The 21,178-nt window shown below is 71.1% G+C and carries 18 protein-coding genes; 6 read left to right on the forward strand and 12 right to left on the reverse strand.

Going from position 1 to position 21,178, the window contains the following annotated elements; all coding sequences use genetic code 11:
• Position 1: 1 nt before the first annotated feature.
• Complete coding sequence (locus ACIBW6_RS22445; protein ID WP_399062246.1) at positions 2 to 1,342, reverse strand: sugar phosphate nucleotidyltransferase; 1,341 nt, start codon at positions 1,340 to 1,342, stop codon at positions 2 to 4.
• A 293-nt stretch (positions 1,343 to 1,635) separates the two neighbouring features.
• On the opposite strand from ACIBW6_RS22445, the gene ACIBW6_RS22450 reads away from it, so the two are divergent.
• Positions 1,636 to 2,619: a LuxR C-terminal-related transcriptional regulator gene (locus ACIBW6_RS22450; protein ID WP_399062248.1), complete on the forward strand. Its 984-nt coding sequence runs from the start codon at positions 1,636 to 1,638 to the stop codon at positions 2,617 to 2,619.
• A gap of 32 nt (positions 2,620 to 2,651) precedes the next feature.
• Here the strand turns inward: ACIBW6_RS22450 and ACIBW6_RS22455 are convergent, their stop codons facing one another.
• The 4 genes from ACIBW6_RS22455 to ACIBW6_RS22470 form a co-directional block, all read right to left on the reverse strand.
• Positions 2,652 to 3,512 carry a transketolase gene (locus ACIBW6_RS22455; protein ID WP_399062250.1) on the reverse strand — a complete coding sequence of 287 codons (861 nt, stop codon included), beginning with the start codon at positions 3,510 to 3,512 and terminating at the stop codon, positions 2,652 to 2,654.
• A 411-nt stretch (positions 3,513 to 3,923) separates the two neighbouring features.
• Complete coding sequence (locus tag ACIBW6_RS22460; RefSeq protein ID WP_399062252.1) at positions 3,924 to 4,235, reverse strand: replication initiation protein, RepL2; 312 nt, start codon at positions 4,233 to 4,235, stop codon at positions 3,924 to 3,926.
• A complete protein-coding gene (locus ACIBW6_RS22465) occupies positions 4,232 to 4,684 on the reverse strand; it encodes a MarR family transcriptional regulator (RefSeq protein ID WP_399062254.1) in 453 nt (150 codons plus the stop codon). Before ACIBW6_RS22465 ends, ACIBW6_RS22460 begins: the two co-directional genes overlap by 4 nt.
• 554 nt (positions 4,685 to 5,238) lie before the next feature.
• Positions 5,239 to 5,442, reverse strand: a complete 204-nt coding sequence (locus ACIBW6_RS22470) for a DUF4224 domain-containing protein (RefSeq protein WP_399062599.1) — start codon at positions 5,440 to 5,442, stop codon at positions 5,239 to 5,241.
• Positions 5,443 to 5,672: 230 nt separating this feature from the next.
• Between ACIBW6_RS22470 and ACIBW6_RS22475 the strand changes: the two genes are divergently transcribed.
• The 3 genes from ACIBW6_RS22475 (at position 5,673) to ACIBW6_RS22485 (ending at position 7,343) form a co-directional block, all read left to right on the forward strand.
• Positions 5,673 to 6,185, forward strand: coding sequence for a GtrA family protein (locus ACIBW6_RS22475; RefSeq protein ID WP_399062256.1), 513 nt, complete (start codon positions 5,673 to 5,675; stop codon positions 6,183 to 6,185).
• On the forward strand, positions 6,164 to 6,415 hold the full coding sequence (locus ACIBW6_RS22480; protein ID WP_399062258.1) for a polyprenyl synthetase family protein: 252 nt from the start codon (positions 6,164 to 6,166) through the stop codon (positions 6,413 to 6,415). The genes ACIBW6_RS22475 and ACIBW6_RS22480 overlap by 22 nt, the downstream gene beginning before the upstream one ends.
• 448 nt (positions 6,416 to 6,863) lie before the next feature.
• Positions 6,864 to 7,343 (forward strand): CAP domain-containing protein, encoded by a 480-nt coding sequence (locus ACIBW6_RS22485; protein WP_399062260.1) that lies wholly within the window; start codon positions 6,864 to 6,866, stop codon positions 7,341 to 7,343.
• Positions 7,344 to 7,466: 123 nt separating this feature from the next.
• Here the strand turns inward: ACIBW6_RS22485 and ACIBW6_RS22490 are convergent, their stop codons facing one another.
• The 5 genes from ACIBW6_RS22490 to ACIBW6_RS22510 form a co-directional block, all read right to left on the reverse strand.
• Entirely contained in the window at positions 7,467 to 7,844 is a 378-nt protein-coding gene (locus ACIBW6_RS22490) for a DUF6009 family protein (protein WP_399062262.1), read from the reverse strand.
• Between the two features lie 175 nt (positions 7,845 to 8,019).
• Complete coding sequence (locus tag ACIBW6_RS22495) at positions 8,020 to 9,573, reverse strand: phage/plasmid primase, P4 family (protein ID WP_399062264.1); 1,554 nt, start codon at positions 9,571 to 9,573, stop codon at positions 8,020 to 8,022.
• Between the two features lie 739 nt (positions 9,574 to 10,312).
• Positions 10,313 to 10,693, reverse strand: coding sequence for a DUF6009 family protein (locus ACIBW6_RS22500; RefSeq protein WP_399062266.1), 381 nt, complete (start codon positions 10,691 to 10,693; stop codon positions 10,313 to 10,315).
• A 145-nt stretch (positions 10,694 to 10,838) separates the two neighbouring features.
• Complete coding sequence (locus ACIBW6_RS22505) at positions 10,839 to 12,425, reverse strand: phage/plasmid primase, P4 family (protein WP_399062268.1); 1,587 nt, start codon at positions 12,423 to 12,425, stop codon at positions 10,839 to 10,841.
• Positions 12,422 to 13,459, reverse strand: coding sequence for a bifunctional DNA primase/polymerase (locus tag ACIBW6_RS22510; RefSeq protein WP_399062269.1), 1,038 nt, complete (start codon positions 13,457 to 13,459; stop codon positions 12,422 to 12,424). The genes ACIBW6_RS22505 and ACIBW6_RS22510 overlap by 4 nt, the downstream gene beginning before the upstream one ends.
• 3,922 nt (positions 13,460 to 17,381) lie before the next feature.
• Between ACIBW6_RS22510 and ACIBW6_RS22515 the strand changes: the two genes are divergently transcribed.
• A complete protein-coding gene (locus ACIBW6_RS22515) occupies positions 17,382 to 18,308 on the forward strand; it encodes a ParA family protein (RefSeq protein ID WP_399062271.1) in 927 nt (308 codons plus the stop codon).
• Complete coding sequence (locus tag ACIBW6_RS22520; RefSeq protein WP_399062273.1) at positions 18,305 to 18,943, forward strand: hypothetical protein; 639 nt, start codon at positions 18,305 to 18,307, stop codon at positions 18,941 to 18,943. The genes ACIBW6_RS22515 and ACIBW6_RS22520 overlap by 4 nt, the downstream gene beginning before the upstream one ends.
• 44 nt (positions 18,944 to 18,987) lie before the next feature.
• Here ACIBW6_RS22520 and ACIBW6_RS22525 read toward each other — a convergent pair whose 3' ends face one another.
• Together ACIBW6_RS22525 and ACIBW6_RS22530 are read right to left on the reverse strand one after the other, a co-directional pair.
• Positions 18,988 to 20,448, reverse strand: a complete 1,461-nt coding sequence (locus tag ACIBW6_RS22525; RefSeq protein WP_399062274.1) for a multicopper oxidase family protein — start codon at positions 20,446 to 20,448, stop codon at positions 18,988 to 18,990.
• An 87-nt stretch (positions 20,449 to 20,535) separates the two neighbouring features.
• The gene (locus ACIBW6_RS22530; RefSeq protein ID WP_399062275.1) at positions 20,536 to 21,027 is read right to left on the reverse strand and encodes a PhzA/PhzB family protein; all 492 of its coding nucleotides are present in this window, start codon (positions 21,025 to 21,027) and stop codon (positions 20,536 to 20,538) included.
• Between the last annotated feature and the right edge of the window lie 151 nt (positions 21,028 to 21,178).

Genomic DNA, 21,178 nt, shown 5'->3' on the forward strand with positions numbered 1-21,178 from the left:
GTCACACCCAGCGCAGGATGTCGTCGGCGTGCCTGAGCTCGGTCTGGGCGGGGACGCCGGCCAGCGCCGGTACCCGCAGGCGGGGGTAGACGGTGACCCCGCAGAAACGTGATCCCGGCCAGAGCACGGCGCCGTCGCCGATCGCCGAGAACTGCTCGAGGCGCAGGGGCCGCAGGCGCTCGGAGAGCACCTGGGCCATGGGGCCTATGTAGGTGTCGGTGATCTCGGCCCAGCCGCCGACCACCGCGGACTCCCCCACGGCGGACCGGGCGAGGCTCGCACCCTCACGGATCTCGGCTCCGTCGCCGACGTCCGTGTGCTCCAGGCGCACTCCGGGCCCGATCTCGACGTCGCGGCCGATCCGCACGCCCTGGCCGATGACGACCGAGCCGTCCTCGATCTTCTGCGCCAGCGTGCTGCCGGTGACGTCGTCCTTCGTCTGCAGGCTGCTCGCGTGGATCCAGCAGCGCGGGTCGGTCCGGTCGGGGGCGCTCATCAGCCGGTTCATCTGCTCGTACGCACCGTCGAGCACGAGCTGGACGGTCTCCAGGTAGTCGGGCACGTTGCCCATGTCGCCGAGGCGTCCGATGGTGTGGGTCGCCACCGGTACGCCTCGTGCGACGAGGTGGGGCAGGAGGTCGCCGCCCCAGTCGAGGCGCTGGTGGGAGCGGCGGAAGAGCTCCGGCTCGCGGGCGAGCATGCGCAGGCGGGCGCAGTCCACCAGGTACATCCCGGCGTTGGTCGCGAGCGTCGCCGCCGGGTCGTCGGCCGTGCGCGGGAAGAGCGTGGCCAGTTCGCCGATGCCGGGTTTCTCCACGAAGCCCTGGACCAGGCCGCGTCCGTCGGTGCGCATGACGCCGTACTTGCCGGCGATCTCGGAGGCGGTGCGGGCCACGGAGGCGACCGTGACCACGGCGCCCTCGGCGCGGTGGGTCGCCTCCATCGCCGCGAGGTCGAAGTCGAAGAGCGAGTCGACGGGCAGTACCAGCGCGCGGCCCTGCAGGTCCCACTGCTCCAGGTTGTGCAGCGTGGCACCGGCCGAGCCCACGTTGTACCGGTCGAACCGCGAGCGCGAGTAGGTGACGTCGACGCCGAAGCGCTCGCCGTGGCCCAGCAGGAGCTTGATCTGGTTGCGGTTCTCCAGGCCGTGGGTCACCACGTAGAACCGGCGTACCCCCTGCGCACGGCAGGCCTCCGTCATCCACTCGACGAGCCGCCGTCCGACGAACGGGATGAGCGCCTTGCTCCGGATGTAGTCCGCGGACTTGAGAGTGATCGGCTTGGCCCGCTCGCCTCTGCCGCCGGCCAGAATGATGCCTACTGTTTCCTCGCCACGACTCACGCCCACTGCCCCCCGCGAATATGAATGATGTGTCGTATTCCAGTTGCTGATCCGCTCGTTCGGCGCTCTATTCCGGAAGGACGCCCCAGTTCTCGTCCTCGGACTGCGCGCGGGCCGCCGACGCCCGGCGATCCGGTATTTCGGACATCAACTTCCTCTGCATTTCCAAGCCTCCCGTTCGGCCGAAAGGGCGCCACGCCCTTCCGCCTCAAACAGCATGACTCGTAAAAGGCTGGAATCGGGGGAGAGGTAGGCTCGGGATCGCGCAGTGCAGGAAACCGCAGGGGGGAAAAGTGTGCAGGGATCCGGACATAAGGCCACAACCCAACGTCGTACCTCTGTGCGAACGCGGGCTGGATTCCTACCGCCGGGCCCTCGCCGAGGGCCTGGAGGGCGAGGACGTCCCGGAGTGCCTGATCGAGCTGGGCCTGCTGCGGCGCCAGGACGAGCCCGGCAGCCACTGGGTCGCCGTGCCGCCCGACATCGCCTCCCATGACCTGACCCGGCCGCTGGAGCGGGCCATCCTCACCCAGCAGCACACGGTGGCGGGCATCTACGACGCGCTGTCCGCGGCGGAGGACGTGTACCGCACCCAGCAGCGCGCCTCCGCGGCGTCGGTGCGGCTGCTGCACGGTGCGGACGTCGTCTACGCGGCGCTCGAACGGGCCTCGGAGGCCTGCCGCGAGGAGCTGCTGACCGCCCACCCCGGCGGCCCCCGCGACCCCGACGCCCTGAGCAAGACCCTCCCCCGCACGCTGCGCCTGAACAAGCGGGGCGTGCGGCAGCGCACGCTGTACCAGCACTCGGTGCGCGCGCACGGCCCGACGCTCGCCTACATCGAGCGGGTGACGAGCGCCGGTGCCCAGGTGCGGACGCTGGACGAGATCCCCGACCGGTTCATCGTCTACGACCGCTCCATCGCCTTCGTCCCCGATCCCCGCTACGACCCGCAGACGACCGCGCTCGCCGTGGAGCACCCGGCACTCATCCACTTCCTGGTCCGGGCCTTCGACCACGCCTGGCGGCGCGCCGAGCCGGTCACCGTGAGCCAGGACCACCGGCCCCCGCTGCTGACGGAGGAGACCCGCCGGGCCGTCCTCCAGCTCATGGTCGAGGGCCACACGGACGCGGGGATAGGAAAGCGGCTCGGCATCAGCAGCCGGACCGTCTCCCACCACATCAAGAAGGCCTCGGACCTGGTGGGCAGCCGCAGCCGGGCCCATCTCGCCTACCTCCTGGCCCGCTCCGAGCTCCTGGAGCCGCCGGCGGCCGGCTGACCTGGCGGCCGGGCGCGGCCGGTGCGGCCCGCTCACCGCCAGGGCCCCTCGGCCGCCCGGAGCACCAGAGCGGCGTCGGCGGCCGGGTCGCCGCCCGGCGTCACCTCGCGGACGAGGCAGCCGGGCATCAGCCGGCGCAGCCGCTCGCCCACTCCGGCGGGCCCCCGGTAGCCGCCGAGCACCACGAACCGGTCGTGGCGCCTGGCCAGTTCACCCGCCGCGGCGACCAGATGCCCGTCGTCGAGGTAGACCAGATGGGCGTGGGCGAGCCCCGCCCCGCGCGCCCGGGCCGCCCACGCGAGCCGGGTCCCCTCCTCGCCGACCGAGATCAGACAGCTCCCCGGCGCCGGGTGCCGTCCCGTGCCCCCGGGGAGGTCCCACAGGACCGAAGGGATCTCCCCGTCGCCGGAGTCGGTCCAGCCGGCCGCCACGTCGACGGGGGCTCCGCGGCCGATACGGATGTGGTGGGGCCGCCCCGAGCGCGCCGCGCCGCGCACCACCGCCCTGATCTCCTCGACGCCGCTGGGCGCCGCGATCCGTACGCGCGGCATACGTAACAGCGGGGCCGGGTCGACCGGGTCGTCCGGCACCACGACCGAGGCGCCCGCCCGCAGATGGGCGAGGGCCGGCCGGGGCGGCCGGGCGGCGCCGATGCCGTCCCCCAGCCCGCACACGAAGACCCGGAACCCGGCGGTGAGCAGCCCCTCGACCATGCTGACCATGGCGCTCTCGACGCTGTTCAGCTGGAAGAAGCGGTCCGGGTGAGCCGTCTCGAAAGGGTGTCTGGCACCACTGGGCAGAGCCTCCACGCACACCACTCGGCCGTCCTCGGCGCCGAGCCTCGCCAGTTCCTCGCGGTAGACGTGCTCCGCCAGGATCGCTGGAGCCCCCATGGTGTAACCCCTCTCGACGACGACCGAAGAACGTGGTGGTGTGCCTGCGCGCGAACCCGTGGCGCTGTCGGAGCCCACCGGGCTTCCTGCCGGAGAAGGTAGCTGTCCTGGCGTCCTATAGCAACCATCTAGTTGGTTTTCTAGGGGCGCACGGATGCGCCTCACGTGCGCCTCAACAGCAGAACGCCGCTGCTATCGGAGATCCCGATCGCAGCGGCGATACATCCAACTGGATGGTTGTAATTAAGGGGCGCGCCCCCGCGCCCGGCTTCCCGCGTCCGCCCGGACGCCCTTACAGAACCGTTCCCTCATGTACGTGAGGTCGATGAGGACGGCCTCCTGGACCGTCCTCATCGACCTCACGTACATGAGCCGCGCTCGGCGGAACCGCCTCTCGCCCGGCGGCCGCCCTCAGGTGGCCCGGCGCAGCGGCACGACGACGTGCGCGCCGGTGCTCTTCGGGCTGAGCCGGTAGTAGCTGATGTGGGCCAGGCGCTCGGACTCCTCCAGCCAGCCGGCCTCGACGACCTGGCGGCGGGTGCGCGAGAAGACCGTCGGGGACATGCCGACGAGCTTGGCGAGGTTGGCACCCGTCTCGATCACCGCCCCGGCCCGGTCGGTGGGGTGCATCGCGTAGAGCATGACGACCAGGCGCTGGTTGGCGGTCATGCCCGAGGTGCGATGGAGGACGTCAAGGAGCTTCTGCTTCTCGTCGTTGTTCACTGGGCCTCCCACCGCGCAGGGGTCATGTTCTGGAATCCGGGGATCTCCGGCGGGTTGCACGACTTGATCGCCTCCCGCTGCTCGATCCCGGTCCCGTGAAAGGCAATGTACGGGCTGATCCGGTACAGCCTGTAGTTGCCGATCCGTCCGCGCTCGATCAGGATCCGCCGCTTGAGCAGCTTTCGGTTGATCTTTCCCACCGCGTCGGCGGTCATCCCGACCCGCTTCGCGATGTCCGCGCCGGTCGCCCGGAGCGGGGCCATGCCTTCGGGCGAGACACCGATCCACCACAGCACCAGGAACTTCTGGCTCGGGGTGAAGTCCTTGCTCTCGGTGATCGCCTCCACCCGGGCCTTGTCCACCTGGGTGTGGCCGCCGGAGAAGGCATAGGGCGCATAAGGCACGGCCTCGCCGGTGTCGGCGTCGACCAGTCTGCGTGCTGCTCCCAACAGGCCCTCCATGGCTGGGCGTTGCCTCGGCGTGCATGAGTACCGGCCCTGAGGCCGACCAGATGAACTTAACGTACATGAGCACTGAGTCCATCAAGTACGCCTGGGGGGCGTGTCGCTCGACCCGGCGTCGATGAGCGGACCGGTCCGAGATCCCGCTGGTACGGCCTTTCCTCATGAACGTGACGTCAATCTAGTCAGTTCCTGGGAACGGGGTACCACGATCCTGGGAACCGGGTGCCCAGATCCTGTGGACGTGGTGGGAGTTCGTACGAACTGGGTGCCAGTTCGGCGGATCGTGGTGCCCGCACCCGTCTGTGCAGCTCAGCGCGGAGATGGCGGCGGCGCCCTCTTTAGCAGGAGGACACGCTGTGCCCTCCTGCCCCACCCGCCACGCCCCGGCCCCCGATCGCCTGCCGCGCACCCACGCCTCGCGGACACCCGCCGGGCGTCCGCCGCCCCGGCCCGTCTCTTCCGCTCGACACACGCCCCTGCTCCCTCCCCCCTGTCCTCAGCCCGCGAAAGCACGCCAGGACGCGGCCGCGGCCGACCGATCACCCGCCATGTATGCCCCGGCCCGCCCCCACTCGCCTCCGCCACGCCGTCCCTTTCCACCCCGACGGGCGCGCGGCCGCCCGCGGCGGCGAGGACCCCGTCGGCGCACCGCAGGCCCCCCGGGGCCGAGGATGCGGCGGCCCGTGGGCGCGGAGAGCGCGACATTGCAATGAGCGATTGCGGCGGTGCGTTGCGTTAGACAGAGAGCCATTGCAATGATTTCACCGTTGTGAGCTGGCATTTCGGCTCTGCAGGCCGATAAATACGTTGCCTATTTTATGAACGCAACGTAGCGTTCACGTCATCGGAAAGAACGAGGTCCCGGTGGCGCACCAGCCGCACACCACCCGCGCACCACCCGGGCACGACCGGTTTCCGAGCCGTTTCCGATGGGCTGGACGAGCCGCCTCGAATCGACCGGAAGGACGCCCCCATGAAGTCGCCGCACTCACCGGCCACCGCCCCGGCGGCGCCCGCCGGTCCCGGGCCGCTCGCCTCCTTCCTGCGCTTCGTCCTTTTCGGCGGCGGCGTCGGCGTCCTGTCCGGACTCGCCGTGGCCGCGGTGGCGCTGGCCCTGCCCTGGGCCATCGCCAACGCGGTCGTCACGGTCGCCTCCACTCTGCTGTGCACCGAGCTCCACGCCCGCTTCACCTTCGCCACGGGCCGACGCGCCGGGTGGCGGCAGCACTGGCAGTCGGCGGGCTCGGCGAGCGCCGCCTACCTGGTGACCAGCGCCGCCGTCCTCGTCCTGCACCAGGTGCAGGCCTCCCCCACCGCCCTGACCGAACAGCTCGTCTACCTCGGCGCCTCCGGCCTCGCGGGCACCGGCCGCTTCCTCGCCCTGCGTCTGTACGTCTTCGCGACGGGGCCGGGGCGGGGCCGCGGCGCGGCTGTGGGGATGAACTCCGTGCCGATGTACGCGCCATGCCCGGTCGCCGCCCGTTGACACGGATCGGGCCCCGCATTCCGGGGGCGGCCGCTCGGCCCCTGCGGCAGCTGGTGGCGGGCAAGACCGGCTCGCTGATGGGGTGCGCCTTCGCGCTGGGCGGCGCACTGGCGGGCGCGGACGCCGAACGGGTCGCCGTGCTGCGGGACTTCGGCAGCCGCCTCGGCGTCGCGTTCCAGTGCGCGGACGACGTGTTCGGCGGCCAGCGCCCGCAGCGGCACACCGGTTGACCTGAGCGGCCGCCGTCACCGCCTTCGGGCTGCAAGCGACACACGGCAGCCACCCCATCGTGTCGCACGTCACGGTCCGCAGCTCCCAGGGCCGCACAGTCCACCGGCGATCACGTACAGGTCCTCGGATTCCCGGCGGAATACCGGCAGTTGCGGACGCGAGTGGAGTCCGCGACACAGACCGCCTCAATCTGCGCGGGCCCGACGGTGCTGGTGCACCTGCGCCCCTTCGCCGCGGCGCCGGGGATGCGGGGCCGGCACCGGGAGGGCGAGGGCCGCAAGCGAGACCAGTGCGAGTCGGCGGAGTTGCGGCGGCATGAAAATCCTCCAGGCTGAAAGAAATGAGACGAAAGGGACGGGGGCATGGCTCACCCTGTTCGCCCTGCCCTCAGGCCGGGGCGGGAAATGCCGCCCCGTCGCGCGCAGAGACAGAGAAAGTGGGACGACCGTGTTCTCATCGCTCCGGAGCAGGTACTTGGCGGCGTTCTTCGCGGCGTGCGCACTGTCGGTGGCGGCCGTGCCGGGGGCCCACGCGGCCCGGGCGGGCGGTACCGCGGCCGATGTCGTCGCCGCGGTCAACGCGGAGCGCGCGGCGGCGGGTTGCCATCCGGTGCGGCTGCGGTCCCCGCTCAACCGGGCCGCGCAGGCGCACAGCGCGGAGATGGCGGACAGCGGCCGCCTGGTGCATGCCGGGCGGGACGGCAGCAGCCCGATGGAGCGGATGCGCGCCGCCGGGTACCGGCCCGCCTACGCGGGCGAGGCCATCGCTGACGGCGTCGGTTCGGCGGGGAGCGTCGTGCGGCTGTGGATGGACAGCCCCTCGCACCGCGAGCTCATCCTCACCTGCCGCTTCACCCACGCGGGGGTCGGCAGGGCGGGCGGCTCCGGCGGCCCCTGGTGGACCCTGGACCTGGCCTCGAAGCGCTGAGCGGAACCCAACGGCCGCGGCCGGAACGCCTGTTGCGGCCCCGCGGCCCTCACCGGTCTCCTTTTTCCGACGCCGGTATTTTCTGCTGCCGTTCCTTTCGGGCGGGCTGCTTCCCGCCCGCGCTCAGGCGGTGGTGGTCACGCCGGGGCCGCGCTGGGAGCGGTCGGTCTTGTTGCCGGGCTTCCTGGGCTCGATGGTCCGCGGGTCGACGGCCTCGCCGGGGGCGCCCTCCTGGTAGAGGCCGTGCGGCAGGCTGTCGCGGTCGTGCGGGAGCAGGAAGAAGACGCGGCGCTTGTACAGGCCGCTGTCGGGGTCCGGTTCGGCGGTGTCGTCGAGCCGGACGTAGCCGACCATGCGGCCGTCGCGCAGGTAGGGCGGCTTGGTGCCCCGCCGCTTCGTCTTGTCGAGGGTCTGGCGGACGTAGTCGAGCCCCTCGGGGTCCTCCAGCCACACCACGGTGTCTTCGTGGGCGAGGTCGCCTTCGGTCAGCAGCGAACTCATGGCTGCGGCCCCTCCTTGGTCGGCCGGCACGGGCGGTCCCGGCGCGGATGCTCGGTGCGGACGTTCGTCGGCGGCCCGGCCGCCGTGGACGGATCCGGCGGCGCCGCCCGCCCTCCATGGTAGGACGGCCCGGCGGGCGGGGGCAGCGGCGGCCGGTCCCCGCCGCGGACGGGGGTCATTCGGCCACCGTCAGGGCGAGGTTGGGGTAGTACTTGCGGCCGTTGGATTTGATCATGTCGTTCGGTGAGGCCAGGCCGAGTTCCTGACGAACGCGGGTGGCGAAGACGCGGGCGGTGGCGGGCCGGATGCCCTCACCGGCGTGGCACCAGGAGCTGTACTGCGTGTACAGCAGGCCCTGCTCGACGCGCAGGTCGGTGTCGCCCGCCCCGTAGGTGCGGGTGCAGCACTCGGTGAGGAAGCGCCCGATGTGGTCCTCAGTGGTCGCGTAAGCCGTCGTGGCGAGCCGGACGCGTCCGGGGCCCTCCAGCGGGTCCCGGGTCCTCAGATAGCGGCGTGCGCCCTCGATGAGCCAGTGCAGGATGCCGGGGCCTTCGTCGCGGACCAGCTCGAAGGCGAGGTTGTCGATCTTCCGCTCGTCGGGGACCACACGCTCGAAGGGCAGCAGGCGGATACGGCGCCAGAAGGCGAAGCCGCCGGTGGAGACCTCGGGGCGGTGGTTGCCCAGCAGCCACAGGTGGTGGGTGGGGGTGAAGCTGAAGTAGTCCTGCCGCATCCGGCGGGCCTTGATCTTGTCGCCGCCGGTGAGCAGGCGCACCCGGGCCTCGTCGAACTTGTCGTTGGGCTTCAGCTCGCTGCACACCACCAGGCGGCGCCCGTGCAGCTCGGTCAGCTCGGTGGAGTGCTCGGAGAAGGCGCCGCGGTCCATCAGGAAGCCGGGCGGCGCCGCGTCCGCGTAGTCGCCGAGGACCTGGATCATCGTGTCCAGCAGGACGGACTTGCCGTTCTTGCCCTCCCCGTGCAGGAAGGGCAGCACCTGCGCGCCGACGTCACCGGTGATCGAGTACCCGAGCAGCAGGTGCAGGAAGTCGATCATCTCGCGGCCCTCGGCGTCCTCGCCGAAGGTGTCGGCCAGGAAGCGGTGCCAGCGCGGGGTCTCCATGGCCTGCGGGGCGACGCTGGTGGCGCGGGAGTGGAAGTCGCGGGTGGGGTCCGGTTTGCGCAGCGCGCCCGTGTGCAGGTCGACGATGCCGCCGGGGGTGCACAGCGCGTACGGGTCGCCGTCGAGCGTGTCGGGGTCCACGGAGAGGTCGGGCGAGGCCTTGGCTTGGGTGAGGAGCGCCTTCATGCCGGTGGTCGACAGGGTGCGCCGCTTGTGCAGGCGCAGTTCGCGCCCCTGGAAGTGGCCGCTGGGGTCGGTGTCGGCGAGGTCCTCGGCCATTTCCCCTGCCGCCCACAGGGCGGCCTTCTCGCCGCCGGTGCGCTTCCAGCGGTAGCCGTCCCAGGCGAACCAGCCGAGCCCCTCCACGTGCCGGAACTGATCGCGGTAGAGCTGCACGAAGAGCCGGGCGTTGCCGCGGTCGGAGAGCGAGCGCGGGAGCAGGCCCGCGGCGCCCGGCGCGCTCTGGGCGGACGCCGTGCCGCCCTGGGCGGGCAGCAGGCCGCCCGCGGGCGCGGGACGGGCTCCCGGCGCGTCGGGCAGCTGCATGTCGAGCATCTGCTGGGCGGCGGCGTGCGCGTCGAACGGCGGCGGGTTCTCGGCGCTGGTCATGGACGTCCTTGACGGCGGGCCTGCGGAGCGGGCGCGGGGAACTCACCGGAGCGCGGCACGCGGGTCCTTTTCTTCGGCGCCGGCCTCTGAGGAAGACCTGCTCAGGCAGGCCCGTGACGCTTCCTCAGGGACCGAAGGGACTGTGTTTCGAAAAGAGTCTAGGGGTTCCCCGCGGGGGCGCGCTGCACCCTGAGGGCGCGCGCCGCACTAGCCGCTCCCCAGTCCCTTGGGTCCCTCGGCGCCCACCTGTCGCTATACGCACCTCTTGGGCACTTGTGTCACTGATTGCCCGACTAGCCGCGGCTTCACGGGTGTTGAGGGCAGTTTAGGGGGGTGACCGGACCGGGTCAGGGACTGAAAGGCAGGGACGGAGCAGGGACGGTCCCTTTCTCAGTCCCTCCACAAAAGCCCAGGTCACAGCGGTGCGGACGGCGAATCAGGGACTGAAGGGACTGAACTCGCTAATTATGAGCTACACAGAAACATGTGTGTTCATATGACTGTTCATACGCGGGCGCGTGTGAACCACATATATCTAGTAAGCGTTATAATTAGCGAGTTGAGTCCCTTCAGTCCCTGATCGGGGGTCGAGAAGGGGTCTGACCTGGGGTTTCTTAACAGGGACCGAAGAGGGACCGAAAGGGCTTCAGACCCTGCCCCCTCGGTCCCTCGGGCTTCGGTCCCTGCGCCCGTCCGCCGGGACGCGAGCCGACGGCCGGTCGGCCGACGGTTGTTCCGGTCAGGACGCGACGGCCTTGGCCGCGCTCCCCCGCTGCGAGCGCGGCGTCTTCAGGCCCACGCGGCCGGGTGCGACGGTGCGCGGGTCCACGGCCTCCCCGGGGGCACCCACCTCGTAGGGCCCTGCAGGATCGTTTGGCCTGTCGTGCGGGAGCAGGAAGAACGTGCGGCGCTCGAACAGGCCGCTGTCCGGGTCGTTGTCGGCGTCGGCCAGCAGGTTGGCGTAGCCGACCATGCGGCCGTCGCGCTCGTAGCGGGGCTTGCCGCGGCGCCGGGTCGACTTGTCGAGGGCCTGGCGGACGTAGTCGAGGTGCTCCGTGCTCTCCAGCCACACCACGGCCTCTTCGTGGGCGAGTTGGCTGTCCTGCAGCATCGAGCTCATGGCCGCAGACCCTCCTGATCAGCTCCGGCCGCACACAAGTGGCGGTCACACCGGCGGTTGTCTGCCCCCGTGAACGGCGTGCCCTGCGGTCGCCGTGGCCATCGTACGGGCAGCGGTCCCCGCCGCCCATGACACTTCCGCGACCTCACCGGCGCTCCTTTTGGCCCGGGGCGGCGGCCGGCGCGTGCCGGACCTCGGGCAGCAGCGCGAGGCCCGGGTACAGCTTCCGGTCGTTGTTCTTGATCATCTCGGCGGGAGAGGAGAGCCCGAGGTCCTGGCGGATGCGGCTGGCGAAGGCGCGGCTGGAGGCGGCGCGGATGCTCTCGTCGGCGCACCAGCGGCAGTACGTCTCGTACAGCAGCTTCTGTTCGACGCGCAGTTCCGGGTCGGGCGCGCCCGACGCCCCCTTGGTGCAGCACTCGCCGATGAAGCGTCCGATGTGGTCCTCGGTGGTCTCGTACGCGGCTGTGGCGAGCCGGACGGACGCCGGGCCCTGGAGCGGGTCCCGGGTCGTCAGATAGCGGCGTGCGCCCTCGATGAGCCAGTGCAGGATGCCGGGGCCCTCGTCGCGGACCAGCTCCACCGCGAGGTTGTCGATCTTCCGCTCGTTCGGCACGACCCGGTCGAAGGGGATCAGCCGCATCCGGCGCCAGAACGCGTGGCCGCCGGTGCCCACTTCGGGGCGGTGGTTGCCCAGCAGCCAGAGCTTGTGAGTGGGGGTGAAGCTGAAGAAGTCCTGGCGCATCCGGCGGGCGGTGATCTTGTCGCCGCCGGTCAGGAGCTTGACGCGGGCCTCGTTGAACTTGTCGTTGGGCTTCAGCTCGGAGCAGACCACGATGCGGCGGCCGTGCAGCTCGGTCAGCTCGGTGGAGTGCTCGGTGAACTTGCCCTTCTCCATGAGGAACCCGGGCGGGGCCGCGTTGGCGTAGTCGCCGAGGATCTGGGTCATCACGTCGAGCAGCACGGACTTGCCGTTGGCGCCGGAGCCGTAGAGGAAGGGCAGCACCTGCGCGCCGACGTCACCGGTGATCGAGTAGCCGAGCAGGACGTGCAGGAAGCGAGTGGTCTCCAGGCCCTTCTCGTCGGCGCCGAAGGTGTCGCGCAGGAAGCTCTCCCAGCGCGGGATCGGCATCGGCTGCGGGGCCACCGTGGTGGCGCGCGAGTGCATGTCGGTGAGCGGGTCCGGCTTGTGCAGCCCGCCGGTCCGCAGGTCGACGACCCCGGCCGGGGTGCACAGGGCGTAGATGTCCCCGTCCAGGACGTCCGGGTCGAGGCTCAGGCTGGGCGCCGCCCTCGCCTGGTGCAGCAGCGCCTTCATCCCGGCGGTGGACTGGGTGCGCCTGCGGTGCTGGGCCAGTTCGCGGGAGCTGAAGACGCCGCGCGGGTCCGTGCCGGGCATCTGCTCGGCCATGTCGCCCGCGGCCCACAGCGCCGTCTTCTCGCCGCCGGTGCGCTTCCAGCGGTACTGCTCCCAGCTGTACCAGCCGAGCCCCTCCACGTGCCGGAACCGGTCGCCGTAGAGGCGGGCGAAGAGCTTAGCGTTGGCGCGGTCGGTCAGCTCCTCGGGGAGCAGCCCCGAGCGGAACGTTTCCTCACCGGGCGCGGGCCGCTCCCCCGGCCGCGGGGCGGGCAGCGGCGCGGGCCGGCCCGGCAGGTCCAGGTCGAGGCTCTGCTGCTGGATCTGCTCCGCGGCGGCGACGGCGTCGAACCCACGGTGACCGGCCCGGCTCATGAACGTCCTTGAGGGTGGAACGGGCGCTGCGCGCCTGCGGACAGCGCGGATTCGATGATGTTCAGGTTGCGTCGCTCCTGGTGCGGGCGGGCCAGCCGGGCGGTGTCGAGCAGCAGTTCCTTCACCTCGTCCACGGCGAGGTGCCCGCCCTGGACGAGGCCGCCCGCGGTGTAGGCGGCCCGGTTGAGCTTCTCGGTGAAGCCCGCGCCCTCGGCGACGGCCGCGCACCGGGCCACGTCGTCCAGGAGCGGTTCGATGACCCGGGTGGCGGCCTTGGGAGCGCGTCTGCGGCGGGCGGCGGGCAGCGGCGGCGGAGCGGCGGCCGGGGCGGCGGGCGCGGGGACGTGTCCGGTGCGCACGAGTTCGGCGGCGAGCCACTGCGGCAGCGGGGCCGGGGTGCGCACCGTGCCCACCGGCTCGTAGGTCCCGGCGGTGGTGCGGGTGGCGGGCGCGATGATGTAGCCGTTGTCGGACCGTACGTCGACCTGCCAGGCCAGCGCGGTGCGCACCCCGGAACCGGTGGACGAGCGGTAGCGCACCCGGGGGTGCGGATTGCGGTACCAGACGTGCAGGCCGCCCGACGGGGTCCGCACGCGCAGCGTCTCCTGGTCCTCAGCGGGGCTCTGCCGCCCGCGCAGGGCCGCGAGGAGGGCGAGGGTGTCGAAGCCCGTCGCGAGCCCGCTGAGGTCGATCTGGGGGGCGATGGGGATGCCCGGCAGGAGGCGGGAGCGGTCGGGTACTTCGGCGGCGTGCGCGTCGACGTCGATCACGACGAGGTCGGCCGGGCCGCACGAGACCCCCACGCCAAGCCGCGGCTGGCTCCCCCACCAGGCGTCGATCCGCTCCAGGGAGGTCGTCGCGGCGTGGAAGCCGTGGCACCAGCGCCCCGCGGGGATGCAGGGACACCCGGCCGGGGCGTGCGCGCTCCCCCTGCATTCCTCGCAGTTGGCCGCGGGCGTCTTCTGCCGCGGGGCGAGCGGATGGACCGGCCAGCCGGCCCGTGCGCACCAGCGGGCGACAGCGACGGGATCCACGGCCCCCGACGGGGGGCTTGAGCTTGCGGCAAGCTGGCGCGCCACTGATCGTCCTTGTCCAGATCCAGCGTCGGTCGTCCCCACCTGTTCGGTCCACGACGGACCTCCGGTGCCGGAGGCGTCCCGCGGCACTGCGGGACTGAAGGGACTGAGAATCGGATATTGCGGGCCTGAGACTAGCGCACACGTTCTGATACGCGAGGGGGCTTTTGCTCTGTCGAGGTTCTTGAGTCCCGTCAGTCCCGCAGTGGGGTTCTGGCAGCGCGGGAACCGGGGCCGGGACAGGGGTGGGCGGCGGGGTCGGAGGGCGGGCTTCCCCGCTTGGGGCGGGAGGTCCGGCGGGGCCCGGTTCGGGGCGGTCCCGCTTCGGTCCCGTGCTCAGTCCCGTAGGAAACGGGCAGGTCAGGGCGGGTGCCGGCGTCCGGCACGGGACTGACGGGACTGAAGGTCTTCCTTATGAGTCCAGTACGCGTAGGGGTAGTGCCAGAAGTACGCGCGTGCACATACACGCACACACACGGCACGAACAAGGGGGCTCGGTCCCGTCGGTCCCGTGCCCCCGAGGCCGGCGGCCGGGCCGGTGGGTGGTGGGCGGCGCTGAGCTGGGCGTTCTTGTGGTGGGGCGGCTGTGGGGGCGTACGGGACCGAAGGGGCGGGCGGGTGCGAGCGGGCTGCCTCGGTTCTAGGGAGGCCGGAGTGGGGCTCGTCCGGGCCGGGAGCGGATCTGGATCTCGGGGACCCTCCGCCCCTCGGACCTTGGGGGCCCATGAGCTGGGGGCGCCCTAGTGGTTGAAATCTCAATGACTTCTCTCAGAGGCTCTGAGAGCGCGGGGCGGAACCCGGGGTGAGGGGCCGCCGGCCGGGTTCCGGGGTGTGACCTGGGGGTTCTGGGTGGTGCGGTCCTGACGGGGGCCGGTGGCGGTGGCAGCCGTTTCGGTGGCGGTGTGGGGCTGGAGAGGGGCCGCTCCCCCGCGGGGATGAGTCGGTAGGGCGGCTGGGGAGTCGGGTGCCTGGTGCTGGGCCGGGGCGAGGTGGGGGCGGTGGTGGTGATGGCTGCCGAAAGCAGGGCTGAGGGGGCCTCAGAGGGCCGTGGCGGGGTGCGCGCGAGATTCCGGCGGCCGGTCTTGAACGGGCTCGGGTGGAGCGGGGCCGCGGGCGTCGGGTGCTGGGTCGGTGGGTGAGGTGCGGGTGTGGGCGCCTGGCGGATTCGGTGGGGTGGGGGTGGGTCGTCGCGCGGCCGGGGGGTGTGTGCGGGGCGGTGTGACGGTCTGCTGACGGCGAGGAGGTGCGGGGGGCTCGGGACCGCGGGGGTGCTGCGGAGAGGCCCGGGGCGGTGCGGTGTGGGCGGTGGGTTCGGGGGTGAGTGGTGGGGGCCGGGATGGGTGACGGGACCGGGTGGTGCGGGGGCGGAGGCGTGGGCGGGGGGCCGTGCGGCTGCGTCGACGGAGAGTTGGGTGGGGGAGCGCGGCCGGGTGAGGCGGGGCCTCGGTGGGGGCGGAGGGTGTTCGGGGGCGGGCTGTTGTCGTGCTGCTGTGTGGAGAGGCGTGGGGGTGGCCGGGTGGCGGTGGTGTGCCGGGTTGGAGCGGCTCGGCGCGAGGCGGGGTGGGTTCGTAGTCGTGTCTGGTCGGCGTGCGAGTGGGGTGCGGGTCGGCGGGGTGATGAGTGATCGGGGTGGCCGAGTTCAGGGGCGGTGCGGGTGCATGGGGAGGCAGCGGGGCCGGTCGAGGCGGTGATCAAGGGTGGGTGCGTGGGCCAAGAAGCCTGGCTGCTGGTGGTCGTTCGGGTGGAGCAGGTCGTGGCTTCTGGATGTCGGCCGGGGTGGGTCGGGAGTGGGGGCGGCGGAGGGCGTTTCGGTCCGGTCCGGGTCAGGTGAGTGCGGTCGCCATTCCCCCACTCCCTGGAGCCGCAGCGGCGGGATGAGGTGTTGGGCGGGCCGCCTGAGTCTGTGCCGGTGGCGGTGCGTCTCGGCTGGGTTCTGTCCAGGACCGTTCCTCGCAGAGGGAAGAAGTGGGCGGAGGTGGCGGGCGAGGTCCCCTGGACCTCGCGGAGGTCGACTGAGGAGGGCGTGGATTCTCGGGGTGGGACTGTACGGGCGATGCCTTCCGCGTCAGTGACAGGCGGTCGGACTGAACGAGGTGGTGGGGTGGCCCCTGCGGGCAGGCGGTTGGGGGCCGGGATGGATTCCTTGAGCTGCGCGTTTGTGGAACACGCGAACTGCTCTTGTGGCCCCTCAAGCCGAGAGCAGGTGTAGTGCGCTGCCACTCCCCCACACCAGGAGTACAGCGGAGAGGTTCGCGGGTGCTCGGGCAAGCTGACATGATCGCCGATCGTGAGGCGACGAAACCCCGGCCGGGACTGTTTCCGATCCGCCGATGTGCTGCGTACAGTGAAGGTGTTCTGACGCTGAAAAACACCCTCTGACCTGGGGAAACAAACATCACTGCAAACATGGGAGCAAGCTTGCGCGCAAGCATGCGTACGGGTGCTGTGCTGCACCTCGGTACGTGCCCGCGTGTTGGTGATGCGGCCTGCGGTGAGCGAGGGCGGGTAGTTGATGGGTGTTCAGGGCGTGACTGCGACTGCTGTTCCGGTTGGGGCGCGCACGGAGATGCATGCAGCGGGTACTGCCTGAGTGCCGGTCAAGTTGCACGTCCGGGTGCCAGTCACCGAGCACGTCCGCTCGTGGGCAGAGGTACTGACAGGCACGTGGATGGGAATGCCGGTGCATATCGATGCGCACCGCTTAAGCTGTCTGCGCGTGTAGTTCCCTGTTGGTCACGAGATCGGTTCAGCGGTCTGCTGGCTTGCCGGTCCGCCTATGAGTATGGCTGCCTGTCACCCGGTGGACCTACGGATCAGCACGTCGGTCGGGGCGGCTACAGCTCCGGTCACAGGGGTGTAGATCAACATGCCGGTGAGCCTCCCTGGCGGCTAGTCAGCAGGCCTTGCAACAGAGGTGGTAGTCAGGTGGGTGGCCCGTATGCCCGCCCGACCGCTACTAGAATTGTCAGCAGGCATCCAGGTCCACGAGTGGATGAGCCCGTACGCTCGCACGTCTGTCTGTGGGTGCACCAGCATACTCATCCCGTACCAAGCGGCTCTGCTCAGCGGCCTCCCAGTCCGTGTGCTGCCCTGATCGTCCACCCGCCCGTCAGCCCCACTGGCGACCTGAGGGTGAGTGCAGGAGCGGACCCCCAGCCCAGTAAGCCGCTCGACCCGCCTGCCGACAGCCCAGCTGATCAGCCGAGTTGTAGACGGGTACACCGAATAGCTGGCAGGCACCCGCATCCACCCCCCTGGACGCCCACAAGTCGGCACAGCCATCACCCCGTCCGTACAGCGGTCCGTGCAACCGCACATCCGCCCACCCGTACCCCTCAGTGATAGCCGACCAGCCCGTCAGCCCATCAATCGACCCGCAAGCCACGCGACCAAAGCGGTAGTTGGTTCAACGCCAGGCAAGCCGTCTGGCCTCCAAGCCCACCCGCATCTTGACCTGCAGGCCGATACGCCCGCGTGTTGCTGTACCGGTGCGGTGATCACCCTGGTAGCGTGTGCAGCGCTTTGCGTCGCAACTTCGCCGGAGGTGGCTGTTTCTGTGGGAGCGTCAGGTGAGGTCGTCACCGGGAGTTCCATATAGGCAGAAGCCGTCCTTCACGCTTGCTCACCCAGAGGGGGGCAAGGGGAGACTCACGCAGAGCAGCAAGCTTGGCTGCAAACAGCAAAACCCTCGTCGACCTGCCACATTGAGGTCATCGAGGGGGTCGGCGGTCTCCGGAAGGGGGCTTCGGGGGGTACTCGGCATCAGGGTCGGCCGCTTCGGAGCGCAGAATCGTTCTGAGAGAAGTTTTGGCCCGGCAAGCACGCCCAAAACGGGCATATCTCCACCCGTCTTCGGGTCTGAACCAGACTGAGAGGATCCATGTCCAGTCCCTTCGCGGCACCTGACAGCCAGTCGCACCCACCCCAGATCCCCTGGGCCTCGCTGTCGCACATCTTCATGTTCGGCAACGGCAAGGGCGGGGTCGGCAAGTCGTCGGTCTCGGCCAACGCGGCGGGCAAGGCGGCACGCAGCGGACTGCGGACCCTCATCATCGACTGCAACGCCCAGGGCAACATCGCCCGCGAGCTCGGCTACAAGCGGGCCGAGTGGAACGACGGGGGAGCGGCGCTCCTCGACGCGCTGCGCACCGGCACCGCCCTGCGGCCCCAGCGAGGCGTCCGGGAGAACCTGGACGTCGTCATCGGCGGCCCGGCCCTCGGTGACGAGTTCGGCATCTTCTTCCACACGCTGCTCGCCAAGGAAGGCCCGCACGCGTACCTGCGGCTGCTGATGTGCCTGCTGCCGATCGCGCACGAGTACCAGATCATCATTCTCGACACCCCGCCGGAGAACCCGTCGCTGCAGCGGCTCGCCCTGTCGGCCGCGCGCTGGCTGGTCATCCCGGTCAAGAGCGACGGGGGAGCGGAGGACGGCCTGGCCCAGATCGGCCTGGAGTTCTCCTACGTGCGTTTCGTCAGCCAGCTCAATCCGCACCTGGAGCTGCTGGGGGTGCTGCTCTTCGACACCGGGCGCACGTACACCGGTATCCACGCCGACGTGCGGCGGCAGGTGCACAAGGTGCTCGGCGAGGACGCCCACATGTTCAAGCACCTCATCGGGCACACCGAGTCGGTCGCCCGGCTCGTGCGCAAACGAGGGCTGCTGGTGCAGGAGTTGGCCGACCGGCGGGGGGACGGTGACCGGTCCGTGCCGGAGACTGTCGACGGACTGGCCGCCGACTACGAAGGATTCACCGAAGAGATGTTCGCTCGCGCGCTCGAACTGAGGAAGGACGCGGCCGCATGACCCCGCCCAAGGGAAAGAAGCAGACGGACGAGGACACCGAGCAGAGCATGTCCGACGAAGGCGTCGGCAATCTGTTCAGCGGCGGCGCGGGCGGCGGGGGCCGCTCGACGAGCGCGCTCGCCGGCTGGGCCACCCCGGCCCCCGCGCAGTCGGCGCCCGTCGCCCCGGTCACCCCGATGCCCGCTCCGGCGGCCGCGGCGACCGTGATCCCGCAGCCGGCCCGCGAAGCCGCCCAGGAGCCCGAGCCGCTCGACGACGCGGACACCGCCAAGCCCGTCGGCTTCTACGTGTCGCAGAACGTCGCCACGCGCTTTCGCAAGTTCCGCAAGCAGCACGACATCACGCACACCCAGATCGTGCTGATGGCCGTGGAGGCCGCCGCGGAGAAGGGGCTGCCGCAGGTCGTCGAGGAGGCCCGGCGGGCGCCCAAGTTCCAGTCCAAGCTGTTCGCCGTCACGGTCAAGCCCGACGACACCGACCTGCGCGGGCTCGGCCCCGTACAACTGCAGTACAAGCCGACCCGCGCGCAGCGGGCGATCATCGACGGGCTGGTGCGGGAGTCCGGGCTGCCGGACCACACCAAGTTCCTCGCGGTCGTCCTCGACCAGTACCTGCCGGGGCGCCGGGACGCCTAGCCGGGAGGCCGGGAGGCCGGGGGAGCGGGGGAGGGGCGTGGTGGTCAGCGGATCTTCATCGTGGCCATCATGCCCATCGCCGAGTGGTCCAGCATGTGACAGTGGTAGACGTACGCGCCGCGGTAGCTGTCGAAGGTCGCCTGGAGCTTGACCGTCTCCCCGGGCTGGAGTACCACCGTGTCCTTGAGGCCGGACTCGGAGGCCGGGGGCGCCTGCCCGTTGCGCTCCAGCACCCGGAACTGCACCAGGTGCATGTGGAAGTTGTGGGCCGCCTTCACATTGGCGTTGGTGACGGTCCAGACCTCGCTGGCACCGTAGCGGACGACCTGGTCGACGCGGGCGTGGTCGTAGACCTTCTCGTCCAGGTACGCCTGCGCGGTGGCGCTGCCGTCCTCGTCCATCCGCATCACCACCGAGCGGGTGGCGGTGGGCGCGGGTAGCGGCGGCAGCGCCCGCAGCACGGACGGCACCGAGCTGGGATCGTCGGCCGTGCGCGTCACGTCGAACCGCAGCACCTGCCCGACCTGCTCGACCGGCCCGCGCCCGCCGGTGTTCACCAGGACCAGCTGGGTGCCGACCGGATACCGGGAGAAGTCGATGACGACGTCCGCCCGCTCGCCCGAGGACAGGTAGACCGACGGGGTCGGGTTCGGGCGCGGCAGCAGACCGCCGTCCGAACCGATCTGGATCAGCTCGCCGCCGTCGGCGAGCCGCAGCTCGAAGAAGCGCATGTTCGACGTGTTGGCGAAGCGGAACCGGTACTTCCGGGCCGCCACCTCCAGGTACGGGTAGGGCACGCCGTTGGCCAGGAGGGTGTTGCGGGTGCGGTCGCCCATCGCGTAGACGAGCTGCCCGGACGCGTCGATGTTCGCGTCGCGCAGCTCGATCAGGACGTCGTACGCGCCCTTGGGCAGCGGCAGCGCGTCCTCGACGGGGTCGCTGATCAGGTAGCTGCCGTGCAGCCCGCGGTAGACGTTCTCCGACTCCACGTGGTGGGCGTGGTCGTGGTACCAGAGGGAGGCGTGCGGCTGCCGGTTCGGGTAGCGGTACACGCGGACGCCGCCCGGCTCGATCGTGTCCATGGGGCCGCCGTCGCTGTCCTCGGGGACCGAGGCGCCGTGCAGGTGGCGGGAGATGGGCACGTCGAGCCCGTTGCGCTGGATGACGACCACGGGCCGGTTCGTCCGCGCCTTGATGGTGGCGCCCGGGAACCGGCCGTCGTAGGTGAGCACGTCGGTGCGGACACCCGGCACGATCTCCGCCGTTGAGCGCTGCGTGGTCACCTCGTACGTGTCCACGCCGCCGGCGGTCGACAGCGGGCGCGCCACGGGGATCAGCGGCAGCGGCACCTTGAACAGTTCGATGGCGGCCGCCGCGGCGGCCGGGGCCTCGGCGGCGGCCGCCTCGGCGCCGCGGGCGGTGAGCAGGGGCACCAGGGACGCCCCGGTCACCCCCACGGACGCGGAGGCTATTCCTGCGGCGAGCGCATGGCGGCGGGTGACCATCGGGGTCTTCTCCTCGGGACGGCAGGGGTACGGGGGAGGGGTGCGCGGGCAGCGGCGCGGCAGGTGCGGCGCGTGCGGGGGCGCCGGTCAGGTGGGGATGCCCTCGCGCCGGACGGCCGGCACCTCGATGCCGAGCGCGCGCAGCTGCTCGAAGGGGTTCATGAACTCGCGGTTCTGCACGATGCGTCCGTCGTCGAGCTGGAACGAGTGCAGGAAGTGGTTCTCGTAGGGGCCCTCGGGGTAGCCCGGGAAGCGGATCGTGCCGCGGCCGTCGCACTCGACCCAGAAGAAGTCCGGGTCCTGCGTCTCGAAGACCTGGATGTTGTACCACTCCCAGTCCGGGAAGCACTCCAGCGACCAGACGCCGTGCTCGCCCAGCCGGTCCCGGCCCCGGATGACGATCGGCGCCCCGGTGTCGTTGGTCCACAGCCCGCCGCTGCCCTCCTCGACGAACAGCTCGTGCCGGCGCAGCCGGGCCGGGCCCTTGGTGTCCGCCAGGTACTTCTCGACGGTCGCGCGGTTCTTGCGCCGCAACTCGGCGGCGTCACGGAAGCCTTGCTCGGCGGTGCGGTCGGTCATGATCTCCCCCAGCAGCGTGTTCCGGGCCGTGACCGGCCGGGCCGTGGCCGGCCGTCCGAGTCTCGCCGCGCCGCCTCGGGGCCGGGTGGGGCCGCCCTCACGCAGTCCTCGAGCTGGACCCGACGCGGCGCCCGCATGCTGGGCCCCGGGC

This window comes from Streptomyces sp. NPDC049813, from assembly GCF_044465085.1.
Lineage (GTDB): Bacteria > Actinomycetota > Actinomycetes > Streptomycetales > Streptomycetaceae > Streptomyces.

Bases quoted from the DNA above. Each gene is read 5' to 3' on its own strand.
- ACIBW6_RS22455 (WP_399062250.1), bottom strand. From the start codon at position 3,512: ATGGGGGCTCCAGCGATCCTGGCGGAGCACGTCTACCGCGAGGAACTG.
- ACIBW6_RS22475 (WP_399062256.1), top strand. From the start codon at position 5,673: ATGAAGTCGCCGCACTCACCGGCCACCGCCCCGGCGGCGCCCGCCGGT.
- ACIBW6_RS22480 (WP_399062258.1), top strand. From the start codon at position 6,164: ATGCCCGGTCGCCGCCCGTTGACACGGATCGGGCCCCGCATTCCGGGG.
- ACIBW6_RS22490 (WP_399062262.1), bottom strand. From the start codon at position 7,844: ATGAGTTCGCTGCTGACCGAAGGCGACCTCGCCCACGAAGACACCGTG.
- ACIBW6_RS22495 (WP_399062264.1), bottom strand. From the start codon at position 9,573: ATGACCAGCGCCGAGAACCCGCCGCCGTTCGACGCGCACGCCGCCGCC.
- ACIBW6_RS22500 (WP_399062266.1), bottom strand. From the start codon at position 10,693: ATGAGCTCGATGCTGCAGGACAGCCAACTCGCCCACGAAGAGGCCGTG.
- ACIBW6_RS22505 (WP_399062268.1), bottom strand. From the start codon at position 12,425: ATGAGCCGGGCCGGTCACCGTGGGTTCGACGCCGTCGCCGCCGCGGAG.
- ACIBW6_RS22515 (WP_399062271.1), top strand. From the start codon at position 17,382: ATGTCCAGTCCCTTCGCGGCACCTGACAGCCAGTCGCACCCACCCCAG.
- ACIBW6_RS22520 (WP_399062273.1), top strand. From the start codon at position 18,305: ATGACCCCGCCCAAGGGAAAGAAGCAGACGGACGAGGACACCGAGCAG.
- ACIBW6_RS22525 (WP_399062274.1), bottom strand. From the start codon at position 20,448: ATGGTCACCCGCCGCCATGCGCTCGCCGCAGGAATAGCCTCCGCGTCC.
- ACIBW6_RS22530 (WP_399062275.1), bottom strand. From the start codon at position 21,027: ATGACCGACCGCACCGCCGAGCAAGGCTTCCGTGACGCCGCCGAGTTG.